Origin of the sequence: Pseudotenacibaculum haliotis, assembly GCF_042684245.1 — a bacterium.
GTDB lineage: Bacteria > Bacteroidota > Bacteroidia > Flavobacteriales > Flavobacteriaceae > Polaribacter > Polaribacter haliotis_A.
The window spans coordinates 376585-390078 of record NZ_JBHULH010000001.1 but is presented as its reverse complement, the minus strand read 5'-3'; the positions used below and the strand labels follow the sequence as shown (position 1 = coordinate 390078).

Here is a 13494-nt window from a genome sequence, read left to right as displayed (position 1 = left end):
TTATTTTAGATAATCACATGGAACCTTTCGGTTACATTATTGTGGTTCGTTATTTAATAAATTTTATGGTAAAAGGATATCTGTAATCCTCACCTTTATTTGCCTTTACAGCAGCCAATATGATCAATACTAATTTGATAAGTCCTATGATTCCAACTAGTGATCCAAAACCGATGAGTCCAAAAAGGCTTCCAAAGCCTAGATCAAAATCCCATTCGTAATGCCAGTTGTTTCCGTATCCATGTCTCACATTGTTAAAAATAGAGCGTAAGAAAAACGGTACAGCAATAATACTTGCTATGAACATGTATAAACTATAACTGATATTAAAGTTCACAGCCTCTTTTCCTTGTTCATCTAAAAACTGACTTCTGTCTTTTAAGGTTTGCCAAACAATTAAAGGAGTAATGATACTCCCAAATGGAAATAAGAAACCTGCAAAAGCAGAAATATGTATCAAAAAAGCATTGGTATTCTCGTTATTTTGTTTCATGATTAATGAATTGTATAATACTTTACATTGCAAATATATGTTTAAAAAATGGTATTATGCAAAACATAGTACTAAAAATTAACAATTCATTAACATTTGGGTTTTGTGAGAAAAAGTGAATTTGTATAAGGGGCAAAACAAAAAGAGCCAAAAAAGATTTTTCATAAAAATGGCTCAAAAGCCCATGAATAAAAGGCTCAGCGAACTTATGCTACTTTGTAGAGGTCAAAACGGATTGTACACTTTTACCATTTGACTACCATTACACTGCCATTTCTACCTTCATTATCTACCATTTCTAATCTAAAGCGTGCAAAAATAGCACTCAGCCCCATGTATATTACCATTGATCACATAATAATTGGACCTAAAAGAAACGATTTTAAACAGAATTTAAAGTAGTTTTAAATGTTGTCTAGTTCTTCATTTTTTATCTTTTTTTGAGTTGGGGGTTCAGTTGGAGGTTCAGTTGGGGGTTCACTACCGTGTATTTTTAAGTAGGTTTCAACCCCATTTAAGGTCAAAAAAAAGCACTTAAATGCCGTTTTTTGGGCGATTCACCCCCCTTTAATACATGTTAGGATAATTCTAAATAACTTGAAACAGATTGAAAATACTGGGCTTACCGCCTATTTATGAGTTTGTTGAATTTGAAAAATGTGTGTGCGTAATGTTTTGTGGTCCTTTTCGGTACACTTTTGTGTATATTTTGTTCGGTGAGGAAAACCGTAAAACCGTTATGATTTATATCATTAAGTTCATCTCAGATTTATTATCAATTGTTTTTGCTGGATTTTTAGCTAGGTAGAAATACCTGTTTTTGTAATATATGATAAGCCTAGGTTAATAAACATCACCAAAATTGGTTAAATTGAAATTTCACCAAATAAAGGGAACTAGAAAGTGATATATTTTTTCTACATTTGAATTTGTTTGTATATCAGTTTGTCTGATTTTTTTATCAGATTTTTGAACTTACATAGAAAATTGCCTTTTTCCGTTCCCAACATTTCAGCAATATTTCTATAGGCTTTTACCTATGGATTAAAAATTTAATGTTAATAAAAAAAGTATAATATACTGATCATGTAAAAGTTAAGGATTCGTCTTCTTGGTAACTTTAGGTTAATTATTAATTTAAAATTTACCATTATGAAAAAAAGAATCGCAATTGTATCAGTATTTTTAATGTTAGTATCTGTAGGATATTCTAAATCTTATTCAAACACAATTGAGTCAAATGAGAAAACAGAACAAACCCAAGAAGATTGCATCGCTCCACCGAACGACCGTAACTGCAATGGTATTCCAGATGATGAAGAGGGGATTAGCTTCTTTGACATCCTCATTGATATCATTTTTTAAATCAAAACATAGTATCTTTAAAACGGTGCTTACATTTTTCATAATGTATGCACCGTTTCTTTATCTTCATGCAAAAATTGGTCAGAAAGGTTTTGGAGGATATACCTATTTAAACAGTTTTCTTTGGGCAATTGGATATCCATTAACTGGTTTAAGCTTAGGTCTTTTATTCCTCTATTATTCAAAAAGAGAAAAGCATGATAAAAAATTCAGAGTTTTTCTAAGTTATGGAGTAATGACCGTTTCGATGTTTTATATCGTTATGGCTTTTTTTCCAAAAACGAAAGAATATACTTTAGTGGAATATAACGGCTTAATGTTTTCAATAGCATTACTTGCTGTTTTGATTATTGTATATATCTCTGAAAAAGCCAGGTTACTAGAAGACACAATAAGAGATAAAGAAAAACTTAAAATAGCTATAGGACATATATTACGAGTTAGAAATGAACATTATAAAAAGCCAGCGTCTAAAGCTCTATATGCTGAAATACATGATGAAGCTATGAGGAATGTTACTACTGTCAAGGAAGATTCAGAAGATTATGACGAAGATTTTATTAAAACATTGAAAAAAATTGATGATTAGTGAGTGATGATCAAAAAATAGATTTATTCAAGTTAAGGAAATCTCTTCAGGAGAAAGGTCTAATACCTGATGGACATGATATTAATCATGAGAAATCTAGCTTAGATATTGCTAGGGAAGAGATGGAAAGATTGAAAAAGAAAAACAGAAATTTAGCAATTCAAATTGTCAACAAATTGTTGGATCTAAATTAGGCGTTATGAACATACTTTTTTAATGCCTCTATTATACTAGGGGCATATTTTTTTAACTTACCTTTTTCTATATTTAGCAAAGCTTTTAAAGTTTTATTTTCCCATAACAGGTCATAAATATCATTACCTTCCAATATGTGATCATTTTTTGCTGTAACAGTAGCCCATTCTGAAACCAGAATTTTTTCCCCCCTAAATAATATATACTTTTCTTGGTCTTCTGTTTTTTCTCTCTCTCCATCTTTTTCGTATAAACTTCGTATTAATTTAGACTTAATGTGGTTTACAGGTTTTTCTGACGATTCCCAATTTTGCACAGTACGCATAGTCACATTTAAAGCTTTGGCAAAGTCAGTCTGCGACATGCCTAAACTCTTACGTATAAATCTTATTTCATCTGATTTCAGATCTTCCTTCATATGAAAAAAATAGTTAAAACACGAAAAAAATAAATTCAAATACGAAATTTTTCGTGTTAATTTCGTATGTTTGTCTCAACGAAAAGACAAATAGTACGATGAGCAAACCTACAAAAAATAGAATCAATTTCAATGAGGACGCCCTTATAATTCTCAAAAAAAGGTTCGGATACTCTCTTGATTACATAAGAAAATGCATTAGAGGTGATCGTGAAGGATTGATGCCAGACACAATAAAAAAGGAATACAAAGTACTTACCAAAGCTGCTGAAGAAGCAGTTAAAAATAAGGCAGAGGAATTATAAAAAATTAATTAAGATGCCTGAATTTCTTGGAGACATATTGGTAGTATCAAAAGACGAGTTAATTCCTAAATTTTGGAGTTGTTATAACTCTTTAAAAACAGAACTTCGTCGTTACAAAGAAAAACCCTATGGGATAAAAAGAGCTTCGTTAGGAGGTAATGGAAGAAAATTATTGATAAAATATGATAGCCTTCCAAAGAGGGTTCAGGACCAAATCAAAGACCTTCGTAAATCAGATCATATTTTAGAGAAGTACTATAAAGTAGATCCAGAAGCTGTAGAATATTATAATGGATTTCAATACCCAGACGGATCTTATTTGGTTCCTGCGACGATTGAGAAGCTGATTATCAATGCCAATGTACTGTTGGCAATCATGAATTTAGAAACTGCTCGATCACAGGAACGCATCTCTAAAGGAGGAAGTCTTAGAGGAATCACACAAACACTTCACTCAGATTCGATCAGCTTCAATACTACCCTTCAAGAGAAAGAACAAACAAAACACACTTTAAATACTAATTACAGGCGATTTAAACAACAATTAAAGAGCTTTAAAGATGCATTTGAGATCTCTTCCGATCATGCTTTCAAAACCCTGATTCGAGATGCTGAAGGAAAAAGTAAACTGAATGCGCTCATTATCAATGATAAAACAGCTGCCCTTCTAAACAATATGTTCGCTGGTAGACCGTATAAACCAACTGCTACTGAAATTGCAAGAGAGTATGCTGCATTTATAAACGGACATATAGATATTATCAATAAAAAAACAGGCGAGCTCTATAATCCAAAAGAATATAAAATGGTAAAAAAAGGTGCTATAAAAAACTTTCTTCGAAGTTACAAAAGTAAGATTGGTACCTTTTCTAAAAGAAGTAGCAATCGTCAACAGATCTTACAGCAATTTGTTCCTTATGACACGTTGGAACAACCAAAGTTTGCAGGATCTATGATCTCAATAGATGATAGACAGCCGCCATTCTGGTACGATAAAGGGAAACGTATGTGGTGGTATTTAGGAATAGATCTTGCTAGCGAATGTATCACAGCTTGGGCATATGGTAAGACCAAAGAGGAACTGATCCTGAACTTCTATCGTCAGATGGTCAGAAATTACCATCAGTGGGGTATGCATATTCCTGATGCACTAGAATGTGAGAGTTCTTTGAATAGCAGCTTTAAAGAAACAATTTTGAAGGAAGGAGTTATGTTCAACAATGTTCATATCCATGCTAATAGTGCAAGATCTAAAAGAATTGAAGGGTACTTCAAACCTCTTAGGTATCAGGTAGAAAAAAAACAGGAAGGATGGATCGCAAGACCTTTTGCATTATCAGAATCAAACCAGCCTCAATATGCTCAGAACAAAATTGTTCCTTACGATAGATTAGTAGAGCAATGCTTTAGAAACATTATCAAGTGGAACAACATGGCAAACAGTCAAGATAAAACCTTGAGTCGTTTTGACTACTTCAAAAAGCACCAAAACCCAGATCTCACACCAACCAATTACAAAGCCATCATCAAACACTTAGGATATTCTACTGAGACCAGTTGTAATGCTGGAATTGTAAGACTTCAAAACCGAAAGTGGCTACTTGGTGACAATGATACGATATATACTGGAGAGAAACTGATCACTCTTTTAAATAAGGTGGAAGGGAAAAGCTTTGAAGTTTGCTGGTTAGATGACAATTCTAAAGGAATTCTAAAGGCTTATGTCTATGTTGACGGCAGATATGTTTGTCAAATTATACCTAAACCAGTAAGTGCTAAGGCTCCGATTGAAGCCAAGCAGCATCATAAAGATGCTTCTGTGATTATGGCAAGATACAAAGCAACCGTAACCTCTTACATGCAGATTCAAAAGAATTCGATTGATACTGTCACTCTGATTGACAACAGACCAGAAACAATTAGTGATAGCTTCTCAATTGAAGGTTTTGAAAGTTTTGAAATTCCTGATTTAGAAGAACCAGCAGAGTTACCAATGAGTGAAGTGGATTATGAAGATGAGTATTATCAAAATTTAGACCCTACAAACGATCTATAATATGAACGAAGTTACTAAAGAATACAAATTAAGAATTGTACAGAGCATTAATGAGAATGCTTTCAAGTTCACAACGAACAAAGCTCACGCTGTTTCAATTGGAATAGATCCCGCACAATACTCTAGGGTATTAGCAGGAGAAACTGAAGGAGTTCTAAGTGATAAAAAGTGGATGTTGATTGCCTCTAAGTACAATGTTCCTGCAACAGCTGATGAATTTGTATGGAAAGCAGCACGTAATACAGCAGTATATAAATATATCTACAAGCAGCTTGAGTCTTGTCAGAGAATGAGTATTTCTGGAATTTTCTGTGATATAGCTGACATCGGTAAGACCTTCACAGCTCGAGACTATGTGAAAGAGCATCGAAACGCCATTCTTATTGATTGTTCTCTTCATAAATCTAGGACTCAATTTTTACGAGCTATGGCTAAAGAATGGGGAATTGATCATCAGATACCTTTAAGAATACTAAGAAATGATCTGATTCAATATATGAACTCTATGACTACGCCAATTGTAGTATGTGATGAGTTTGGAGACTTAAACTATCCTGCATTTTTAGAAGTGAAAAGCTTATGGAATGCTACTGAATATAGAACCGCTTGGTATATGATGGGGGCTGACGGATTATCGGCTAAGCTCGATCGAAATAAAGCAAACAAGAAAGTAGGGTATGCTGAGATCTTCAGCAGATTAGGAAGCAAATATCAACGTATAACTCCTATTGGAGAACAAGAAAGAAAGAAGTTTCTGCTCCATGAGATCGCAAGGATATTAAAAGCAAACGAATCGAAATATACACCACTTGAGATGTATGCCAAAACCTTTGGAAGTCTCAGGCGGGTGTTCTTTGAAATCAAAAAAGAGAAAACCATTACCACTACTCAAAACGAATAGTGTATGCAGAGAGCATTAACACCAAAGAACCTATTTGATAAGAAGTTTACAAGCTTTGACTTCAAAGGGATTTGGGAGCAGATTTTTGGTAAACCAAGTACATCAGGAATATGGCTGCTATATGGAAAGGAGAAGAATGGGAAAACATGGGCAGCATTGCTCATAGCATCTTATTTAAGCACTTTCTCAAAGGTTTTATATATCAGTGCTGAGGAAGGTACTGATAAAGAATTTGTAGAATCCTGTAGACGTGCCAAGATAGATCCTAAGAACAACAATATTCATTTCATAGAATATGAACCAATTGAAGATCTATACATAAGACTCAAAAAAAGGAAAGCACCTAAGATCGTTGTGCTTGATAATTTAACGATCTACAATGAAGAATTAAAGGCAAGTGGAATGAAAAGACTCATGCAAGATTTTGAAAATATTTTGTTCATCTGTGTGGCACATGAAGAAAGAAACAAGCCTTATACAGCCGCCGCAAAAATGGCTAGCAAGCTAGCAAAAGTAATAATGAGAGTACAAGGATTAATGGTGATAGTATCAGGTCGAGTACCAGGAGGGAATTTAAAGATTGATCAGGAAAAAGCAGTATTGTATCATGGACAATAGAGATAATATATCGGTGAGATCCTTCATGCAACAAAATGAGATCGTTAACTACGATCAAACATTGTATGATGCAGGAATTGAGTGGATTGAGAATTTCTGGCATCATAACAAGAAGGCTGTAGATATTATGTCTCAATCTAAGATTTTTTGGAATTGGTGGTCTATGCAATGGGAACGAAGAACAGAACCCTGCATATACAAAAATGGACATGAATTAAATGAAACGAACTTATCTCGCTTAGAGAAGCTTCAGGTTTTACATGATTACAACAAGACCCATTCGATAGGTACAAATCTGATTTATCCTACCGATAGCATGCTGGATCTAATGAAAGAAATTGAGAAAGAACTTAAACCCGCTAAATAATGAAAATTATCACAAAACAAGAAGCTGAAGTAAAAGCCCAAGAATGTATTGCTTGGCTCGCTTATGCTGATGAAGTTCATCGCAATAGAAAACTCAAAGAGGCACAACGAAATTATTGGCTAGGTAAACTAGTACATATGGATGAATATGGACTTGATAAAATGACGATTAATGGATAAACAGACTTTGATTGATGTCTTGGCATATGACAAGTTTAACAATGCTGGTTTGAGTGTATGGGATCGAATCGAAATTCATCAACATATCTATCAACAGATCTCATTGAGTTCCAGACTAAAAGAAAAGATAAAAAGCATCATTGGAATGATCAGCTATTATAAATGGCAAAAACCTGAGTATCGATACAATGCTGCTAGAGAAATAGAAGTACAGGATCCCATCACTAAAGATTGGAAAGTATTTCAACAAATCAATAATAATTAAAACCAGTACAATGAAAATTACTCAAACGTCGAAAGACAAAACTTGGTATGACGAAAAAGGAACTGGAGTTCCTTTGAATCGAATCAATAAAGTAGAGCGTCTTCATGAACGATTAAGTGGATCCCTACTGAAGAAAGCTCAGAAGTTAAATAAAGATTTAAAGGCTTTTAAAGAGCTTGTAAATGATTACTGTACTCAGGCATTCGATGCATTCATGGCAGATAAGAATGTAGATATAAACCATAAAGGCAATTTTACCTGGTACAATTTCAATAGGACCATAAAAGTCGAAGTGAGTGTAAACGAACGAATTGAATTTGATGATATGGGAATTAAAGCCGCTAAGCAAAAATTGGATGACTTCTTGTCTATTTCGGTTGAGAGTAAAAACGAGTTTGTAAAGGATCTGATTCTAACAGCATTTGAAACATCCAGAGGTAAACTCGATGTAAAGAAAGTGATGCAATTGATCAGATATAAGTCAAAGATCGATGCTCCAATTTTCAAACAAGCTATTGAACTTTTAGAGCAAAGTATTAGAAGACCTGATAGCAAAACGTACTTCCGAGTATGGTTGAAAGGTCGAGATGGAAAGTATGAAAACATTGATTTAAACTTTTCAAGTATCTAAAGTAATGGTAGTAATAAAGAGCATCAATGACAGGCAGATTGACGTTAATGGAAAGGTAATAAACCAGGACATGAATGGTAATTGGATTTCTGAAGAGGAACTCACTTCTTCGGAGAGCAGATCACTTAACTTATATATCAAAAGCTTATGAACGTTACCACTAATCAGATCAAGAAGATTCATACTCTCTTATCTCCTGAGATCAAAAAAGACAAGGAAGCTAAGGAGTCTGTGATCATTCAATACACTCGAGATCAATCGAAGGTTAGCACGAAAGATCTAACCTTCGAACAAGCCAATGATCTGATTGTAGATCTCGGTGGTTATCCAGAGGTGAATGAATGGGCAGCATTCAAAGTTGCCAAAGACTCTCACAGATACATTCTGAGCCTTTTACAACATTCAGGATGGACTTACTATAGTCATAGGTTTAATAGAACAGTTGCAGACATGAATCGATTCGGGGAATGGCTACAAAGTGAGAAATCTCCAGTTAAGAAGCCTCTTGTCAAGCAAACTCCACAGGAAACAAGCAAAACGATTGTGGCACTTGAAGGAGTATTGAAACACGAACTGAAAAAGTCAAGGAGATAATGTTTGAAATATGGTCTGAGAATGAAGTATTCCGTAAGATTTCTTACAAGGAAATGAGATTGAAAGAAGCTTTGTATCGAGGAATGGGACAAAGTTATACGATTGTATATCCCAACGGAATTAAATACGAATGTAAAATAGTATTACCAAATGATCAAAGTAAATAAATCTAAAGGGAAGATTAAAGTAGTGATCAAAGAAGCTATAGTAATAACTCTGAGAAATTACTGGAGGATTGCGGAGAATAAAGAGCATTTTATTTTTTGCATCACCGAGTGTAAAGGAGATTTTCAAGTCTGCTTTTTCAACTTCTCATTTGCAATAAAATTCTACAATGACTAATCACTATAAAGTTCAAATTCTTTTGAATGGAGTGACCTTGAAGCTCAGCTATCGAAGAGGAAAGTTCTTCAGAGCAGAAAGATTGACAGGATCCATTACAGATCAACAGATCAAACAGCTTGGTCATATCATTCCTCCAAAGGAAAGTGATATTAAATCTTTTCAGAATACCTGGAATGAAAGAGTCACTTACCAAGAGATCAAAAAACAGAAATCACTCTTTACAAAATTCAGTGATGAGTGGTTCAAACACTATGAAGAAGAAATTGGATTACCTCCAAAGTTTACTGGAGTAGATGGAAAAGCTTTAAAGCAGATCATCGCTTATCTGAAACGTATCAATGCTGGAAACGAGCAAGTAGCTTTAGATAACTGGATTCTGATTTTGAGCAAATATGAAACCCTCAAAGAGTTTCATAAGGAAAATAAGGACTTGAAATATATAAACTCAAGATTGAATGTCATCGTCAGAGAAATCATCACCAACAACGGTTCCAGTTCTGCTGGATCTAATGGCAGCATCAGAATATGATAATCGACAGGTTGTAAAGCACTATGGTAATCTATCGATGAAAAGTGCTTTAAGCTCAAAGTCAAGAAGTATTGGAGCTATTTCTAAGGATGATGAAGACAAAGCTACCAAATGCATCACAAATCTCTTTAGAGCGACCTCGATGTATTTTGATAGTCAATTGTCTCAGACCAATGCTGAAGTAATTGCAACGGAGATCCTCTCCAAGTATGAGTATAGAAGTTTGAAGCTAGAAGATCTCGTAGTGATCTGCATACGAATTAAGGAGAGTGACATTTTCAAGTTGACTCCTGCGAAGATTATGCGAGAGATTAAGAAGTATTGGGATGAAAGAGTTAAAGCCGCAATCGAGATGAATCGTCAACCTTCTGGTTTTGATCAACAACTAGGAGAGAGAATGTTGAAGCATTACAGATCTACAGTATCTAAACCGTCAATTGCCAAGATAGCCTCTAAGCGAGGTCAAACAAATAAGAAGTATAAATAACGGAAATATGAACGAACAAGATTATCACGTTGTACCACACGTGAATTTAGAACCCACGAAAAAGGACCATTTTAACCTATCGATTGTAGGAATTGATCTAGGAGAATTTGAAACATCTGAATTGAGAAGTATTATAGGTCAAATTGACAACAAAATTTGAGAAAGTTTATCAAAATATATAAAACCAAATTTTAGGTTTTTATGAACAAAGAAAATTAGGATTAATCATCACGACGGGTGAAAGGGCGAATTCATTTTTGGGCTTTAAAAAGCTATTACGTACGCCTCACAGTCCAAGAGCAATAAACGGGATATGGGTAACCCGTCGTAAATAAAATTTTAGGTAATGAAAAAATCAACAAGATGTACTAATCCTCATGGATGTGCTTGCTACGAAGCAAATGGATATAGTTTGACAGATTGTCAATACTTCGATCACGATGATGAAATTATTAATGTAATAACTGACTGGGATTTTCCAGTAGCTTAAAAATAGTAAAATTTAAGATATGCCACCAATTAAGACATACGAATTTGAATCTATTGATTCACCAAATATTAAAGTCCTAATCCAATGTTATGAATATAACCAAGCATTGAGAATCTTAGAACGTACAGTAAAAGATTCGGACAATTATAAATCAGTAAACCTGTAGATTTTGACCAGAGACAATTCAAATAAAATCATTTTAGATCTATGTGGTGGAACCGGAGCATGGTCGAAACCATACAAGGATGCTGGTTATGATGTTCGCATCATTACTCATCCAGAATACGATCTATTTACGTGGGATGATTACTGGAATTGGATAGACAGAGTCTACGGAATATTATTCGCTCCTACTTGCACACATTTTAGTCTGGCCCGGACAACAGCGAAAACCCCAAGGAACTTATCTGGAGGAATGAGACTTGTTAAAAGAGGTCTTGAGATCATCGAGCATTGTCGTATTCATGGAGGACTTAAATTTTGGGCTTTGGAAAATCCAGTTGGCTACCTAAGACAACTTCTAGGGAAACCACCTTTAACATTCCATCCATGTGACTACGGAGCAAATTACACGAAGAGAACTGATTTATGGGGCTACTACAACTTTCCTAAAAAGAAAGTTCGTGAGTTGACCCCAGAGGAAAAAGCAAAGTGCACGATCAACAACCGCGATTTACCACAACTTCCAGAAGGTTACGCTTTACCCGATGGATTCCGTCCACAACAAGCTCGCCGGAGCATGACGGACGAACACTTTGCATTAGCATTTTACAAAGCGAACAAATGATAAACTAAGAGTAATCTATGAAGTACGGATATTATGCAAGAATAGGTTTAACACCTGTATTTGTTATAGCAGAAAATATTGCAGATGCTGTCGATAAATTAGAATTAAAGTCTAACGGCAAGAAATGGGAGTTTAACAAAACGGCTTCAATAGAAGTTATAGAATAATAGTAAGTATGTTGACAGTTGGTAAAATTAGAAAAGCAGCACAGGAGCATAAATTTTTGCTTCTAAGATTAAGTAGTGGTTTGGGTTTGCCGATAAACTCTAAAGCAGTTTTTATAGGAAAATACAATCCAAAAGCACACGGAAACAAAAAAACGGACTTCATCTCATACTTGCCTTTATCCTTTATGGATTACTTGACAAGAAAAGTTCCGATGCAGTTTGTAGATAGAAATCAAATTAAAAACTAATTGTAAATATTATGATACCCGATAAATGTCCTACATGTCCGAAATACGATACTGGTGAGTATTGTGATTGTGGACAATCTAATAGGGGTAATGATGCTCAACAGATGTTTGGATGTGCAGCTATTATTCTAGCTATCGGAGCTTCGATAGCCTTAATACTTTATGTAATTTATTAAAAAACCAACAAGATGATACAAATAGAATCTACAACAGACTACTCAAAATTTGCTACGATAACAGGTAACAGAAACCTGAATGAAAAGAAAATTCAAAGGATCATAGACGATATTGATAATGGATTGAATCTTTTACCATTATGCCCGATCATAGTTTACAAGGAAAATGATCGGCTTATGATTGTTGATGGTCAACATCGATTTGAAGTATCAAAGAGATGTGATCATCCTATTCACTATGTTGAAGGACAAAATTTGAGTCTTCAGCAAATAGCACGCCTGAATTCACGTCAGGAGAAATGGACACAGAAAGATTTTCTGAGATGTTACATTAGAGTGGGTATCCAGGATTATAAAATACTTAATAAAGTGCTGGAAGAGTTTCGTATTCCTTTGACAACTACAATGTCATTTTTGATGGGAAATTCAAGTTCCGTGAGAAATGTCAATGATTTATTCAAAGCTGGTGAGTTTAAGGTTAATCACTTGGAGGAAACCAAAGAACTCTTCAAACTTAATAATTCATTATTTGGGCGTTATGTATTTTCAACGGATCGCAATCTTCTAAATGCCCTTCAGAGAATTGTAAAGAAAGGTTTATGTGATTTCGATGTTCTAAGAACGAAGATTAGCAAGAACCCTATGATGATGGATAAGCAAACCAATTACAAAAATTACATCTTGAATATTGAAAAAATTTACAATCATAGAAACAATTCAAGAGTGATTATCTATTGATATAACTAGAAAAAAAGGGTACCCGTAAGGAATAAACTCACACTATTATAAATTTTGAATCAAATCTCACGTCAATGAAAAATTTTAAAATCTACTTAGAAACATTGTTTCTATTTAAACGACATGATGCAGTGCCACGAGGTATGCAGCTTATTATGGTTATTTTGGCTTGGATCGGCATTTGCGGGATACTTTTTCCTGGTTACATAATCAAACTGATCAATTGGCTATGAAAAATCAAAATGAATTCCATGAGTGGTCCGAGGAAGTGAACCAAGAGATAAATAAATTTCAACAAGTAGTTTCAAAGTTCGGGTTAACAGTCAATAAGATTGAAGGTACTGATAATCAAGGAAACAATATTCAAATTATTTGCGGATAAATCCAATTTTGAAAATAAAAGGTAATCATATAATTTTGTGATATGCCTGCGAAAGAGACCACTATAAAATTATACACTGACATCAGAAACCAGCACGCCAAATTGAGTAATCAAACTGAGTTTGGCGTGCAAAAGTATCACCCCGATTGGATTACCGCCAAACTCGCTC

20 protein-coding genes are annotated in these 13494 nt (G+C 34.4%); 18 read left to right on the top strand and 2 right to left on the bottom strand.

Translation table 11 applies throughout. The features are described from left to right. Positions 1-49: 49 nt before the first annotated feature. Positions 50-493, bottom strand: coding sequence for a DUF4870 domain-containing protein (locus ACFSRZ_RS01935; protein WP_379664834.1), 444 nt, complete (start codon positions 491-493; stop codon positions 50-52). 1152 nt (positions 494-1645) lie between these two features. Between ACFSRZ_RS01935 and ACFSRZ_RS01930 the strand changes: the two genes are divergently transcribed. Next, a complete protein-coding gene (locus ACFSRZ_RS01930; protein ID WP_379664833.1) occupies positions 1646-1858 on the top strand; it encodes a hypothetical protein in 213 nt (70 codons plus the stop codon). A 43-nt stretch (positions 1859-1901) separates the two neighbouring features. Beyond that, positions 1902-2447, top strand: a complete 546-nt coding sequence (locus ACFSRZ_RS01925; RefSeq protein ID WP_379664832.1) for a hypothetical protein — start codon at positions 1902-1904, stop codon at positions 2445-2447. Between the two features lie 190 nt (positions 2448-2637). On the opposite strand, the gene ACFSRZ_RS01920 is transcribed toward ACFSRZ_RS01925, so the two are convergent. Then, positions 2638-3060 carry a helix-turn-helix domain-containing protein gene (locus ACFSRZ_RS01920; protein WP_379664831.1) on the bottom strand — a complete coding sequence of 141 codons (423 nt, stop codon included), beginning with the start codon at positions 3058-3060 and terminating at the stop codon, positions 2638-2640. Positions 3061-3158: 98 nt separating this feature from the next. Here ACFSRZ_RS01920 and ACFSRZ_RS01915 point away from each other — a divergent pair, with 98 nt between their 5' ends. From ACFSRZ_RS01915 to ACFSRZ_RS01840, 16 genes are all read left to right on the top strand, one after another. Next, complete coding sequence (locus tag ACFSRZ_RS01915; RefSeq protein ID WP_379664830.1) at positions 3159-3365, top strand: hypothetical protein; 207 nt, start codon at positions 3159-3161, stop codon at positions 3363-3365. A gap of 13 nt (positions 3366-3378) precedes the next feature. Further along, a complete protein-coding gene (locus ACFSRZ_RS01910) occupies positions 3379-5421 on the top strand; it encodes a hypothetical protein (protein WP_379664829.1) in 2043 nt (680 codons plus the stop codon). Position 5422: 1 nt separating this feature from the next. Beyond that, positions 5423-6322: an ATP-binding protein gene (locus ACFSRZ_RS01905; protein ID WP_379664828.1), complete on the top strand. Its 900-nt coding sequence runs from the start codon at positions 5423-5425 to the stop codon at positions 6320-6322. Positions 6323-6325: 3 nt separating this feature from the next. Further along, complete coding sequence (locus ACFSRZ_RS01900; protein WP_379664827.1) at positions 6326-6940, top strand: hypothetical protein; 615 nt, start codon at positions 6326-6328, stop codon at positions 6938-6940. Further along, positions 6930-7307: a hypothetical protein gene (locus ACFSRZ_RS01895; RefSeq protein WP_379664826.1), complete on the top strand. Its 378-nt coding sequence runs from the start codon at positions 6930-6932 to the stop codon at positions 7305-7307. Before ACFSRZ_RS01900 ends, ACFSRZ_RS01895 begins: the two co-directional genes overlap by 11 nt. Beyond that, positions 7307-7486 carry a hypothetical protein gene (locus ACFSRZ_RS01890; protein WP_379664825.1) on the top strand — a complete coding sequence of 60 codons (180 nt, stop codon included), beginning with the start codon at positions 7307-7309 and terminating at the stop codon, positions 7484-7486. The genes ACFSRZ_RS01895 and ACFSRZ_RS01890 overlap by 1 nt, the downstream gene beginning before the upstream one ends. Further along, positions 7479-7751, top strand: a complete 273-nt coding sequence (locus tag ACFSRZ_RS01885; RefSeq protein WP_379664824.1) for a hypothetical protein — start codon at positions 7479-7481, stop codon at positions 7749-7751. Before ACFSRZ_RS01890 ends, ACFSRZ_RS01885 begins: the two co-directional genes overlap by 8 nt. Before the next feature lie 10 nt (positions 7752-7761). Next, positions 7762-8382 (top strand): DUF3164 family protein, encoded by a 621-nt coding sequence (locus tag ACFSRZ_RS01880; protein ID WP_379664823.1) that lies wholly within the window; start codon positions 7762-7764, stop codon positions 8380-8382. A gap of 147 nt (positions 8383-8529) precedes the next feature. After that, complete coding sequence (locus tag ACFSRZ_RS01875) at positions 8530-8976, top strand: hypothetical protein (RefSeq protein WP_379664822.1); 447 nt, start codon at positions 8530-8532, stop codon at positions 8974-8976. Beyond that, complete coding sequence (locus ACFSRZ_RS01870) at positions 8976-9143, top strand: hypothetical protein (RefSeq protein WP_379664821.1); 168 nt, start codon at positions 8976-8978, stop codon at positions 9141-9143. The genes ACFSRZ_RS01875 and ACFSRZ_RS01870 overlap by 1 nt, the downstream gene beginning before the upstream one ends. Before the next feature lie 167 nt (positions 9144-9310). After that, positions 9311-9850 (top strand): hypothetical protein, encoded by a 540-nt coding sequence (locus tag ACFSRZ_RS01865; protein ID WP_379664820.1) that lies wholly within the window; start codon positions 9311-9313, stop codon positions 9848-9850. Further along, complete coding sequence (locus ACFSRZ_RS01860; RefSeq protein WP_379664819.1) at positions 9777-10337, top strand: hypothetical protein; 561 nt, start codon at positions 9777-9779, stop codon at positions 10335-10337. The genes ACFSRZ_RS01865 and ACFSRZ_RS01860 overlap by 74 nt, the downstream gene beginning before the upstream one ends. Positions 10338-10344: 7 nt before the next feature. Next, entirely contained in the window at positions 10345-10497 is a 153-nt protein-coding gene (locus ACFSRZ_RS01855; RefSeq protein ID WP_379664818.1) for a hypothetical protein, read from the top strand. Positions 10498-10996: 499 nt separating this feature from the next. After that, positions 10997-11614, top strand: coding sequence for a hypothetical protein (locus ACFSRZ_RS01850; RefSeq protein ID WP_379664817.1), 618 nt, complete (start codon positions 10997-10999; stop codon positions 11612-11614). Positions 11615-11631: 17 nt separating this feature from the next. Next, positions 11632-11781, top strand: coding sequence for a hypothetical protein (locus ACFSRZ_RS01845; protein WP_379664816.1), 150 nt, complete (start codon positions 11632-11634; stop codon positions 11779-11781). A gap of 436 nt (positions 11782-12217) precedes the next feature. Further along, on the top strand, positions 12218-12943 hold the full coding sequence (locus tag ACFSRZ_RS01840) for a ParB/Srx family N-terminal domain-containing protein (RefSeq protein ID WP_379664815.1): 726 nt from the start codon (positions 12218-12220) through the stop codon (positions 12941-12943). Positions 12944-13494 lie beyond the last annotated feature (551 nt).

What these genes read in the sequence shown, in the direction of transcription:
- ACFSRZ_RS01915 (WP_379664830.1), top strand. Translation starts at nt 3,159, where the DNA reads ATGAGCAAACCTACAAAAAATAGAATCAATTTCAATGAGGACGCCCTT.
- ACFSRZ_RS01890 (WP_379664825.1), top strand. Translation starts at nt 7,307, where the DNA reads ATGAAAATTATCACAAAACAAGAAGCTGAAGTAAAAGCCCAAGAATGT.
- ACFSRZ_RS01860 (WP_379664819.1), top strand. Translation starts at nt 9,777, where the DNA reads ATGTCATCGTCAGAGAAATCATCACCAACAACGGTTCCAGTTCTGCTG.
- ACFSRZ_RS01865 (WP_379664820.1), top strand. Translation starts at nt 9,311, where the DNA reads ATGACTAATCACTATAAAGTTCAAATTCTTTTGAATGGAGTGACCTTG.
- ACFSRZ_RS01885 (WP_379664824.1), top strand. Translation starts at nt 7,479, where the DNA reads ATGGATAAACAGACTTTGATTGATGTCTTGGCATATGACAAGTTTAAC.
- ACFSRZ_RS01895 (WP_379664826.1), top strand. Translation starts at nt 6,930, where the DNA reads ATGGACAATAGAGATAATATATCGGTGAGATCCTTCATGCAACAAAAT.
- ACFSRZ_RS01910 (WP_379664829.1), top strand. Translation starts at nt 3,379, where the DNA reads ATGCCTGAATTTCTTGGAGACATATTGGTAGTATCAAAAGACGAGTTA.
- ACFSRZ_RS01880 (WP_379664823.1), top strand. Translation starts at nt 7,762, where the DNA reads ATGAAAATTACTCAAACGTCGAAAGACAAAACTTGGTATGACGAAAAA.
- ACFSRZ_RS01935 (WP_379664834.1), bottom strand. Translation starts at nt 493, where the DNA reads ATGAAACAAAATAACGAGAATACCAATGCTTTTTTGATACATATTTCT.
- ACFSRZ_RS01920 (WP_379664831.1), bottom strand. Translation starts at nt 3,060, where the DNA reads ATGAAGGAAGATCTGAAATCAGATGAAATAAGATTTATACGTAAGAGT.
- ACFSRZ_RS01925 (WP_379664832.1), top strand. Translation starts at nt 1,902, where the DNA reads ATGTATGCACCGTTTCTTTATCTTCATGCAAAAATTGGTCAGAAAGGT.
- ACFSRZ_RS01900 (WP_379664827.1), top strand. Translation starts at nt 6,326, where the DNA reads ATGCAGAGAGCATTAACACCAAAGAACCTATTTGATAAGAAGTTTACA.
- ACFSRZ_RS01870 (WP_379664821.1), top strand. Translation starts at nt 8,976, where the DNA reads ATGTTTGAAATATGGTCTGAGAATGAAGTATTCCGTAAGATTTCTTAC.
- ACFSRZ_RS01930 (WP_379664833.1), top strand. Translation starts at nt 1,646, where the DNA reads ATGAAAAAAAGAATCGCAATTGTATCAGTATTTTTAATGTTAGTATCT.
- ACFSRZ_RS01905 (WP_379664828.1), top strand. Translation starts at nt 5,423, where the DNA reads ATGAACGAAGTTACTAAAGAATACAAATTAAGAATTGTACAGAGCATT.
- ACFSRZ_RS01855 (WP_379664818.1), top strand. Translation starts at nt 10,345, where the DNA reads ATGAACGAACAAGATTATCACGTTGTACCACACGTGAATTTAGAACCC.
- ACFSRZ_RS01840 (WP_379664815.1), top strand. Translation starts at nt 12,218, where the DNA reads ATGATACAAATAGAATCTACAACAGACTACTCAAAATTTGCTACGATA.
- ACFSRZ_RS01875 (WP_379664822.1), top strand. Translation starts at nt 8,530, where the DNA reads ATGAACGTTACCACTAATCAGATCAAGAAGATTCATACTCTCTTATCT.
- ACFSRZ_RS01845 (WP_379664816.1), top strand. Translation starts at nt 11,632, where the DNA reads ATGAAGTACGGATATTATGCAAGAATAGGTTTAACACCTGTATTTGTT.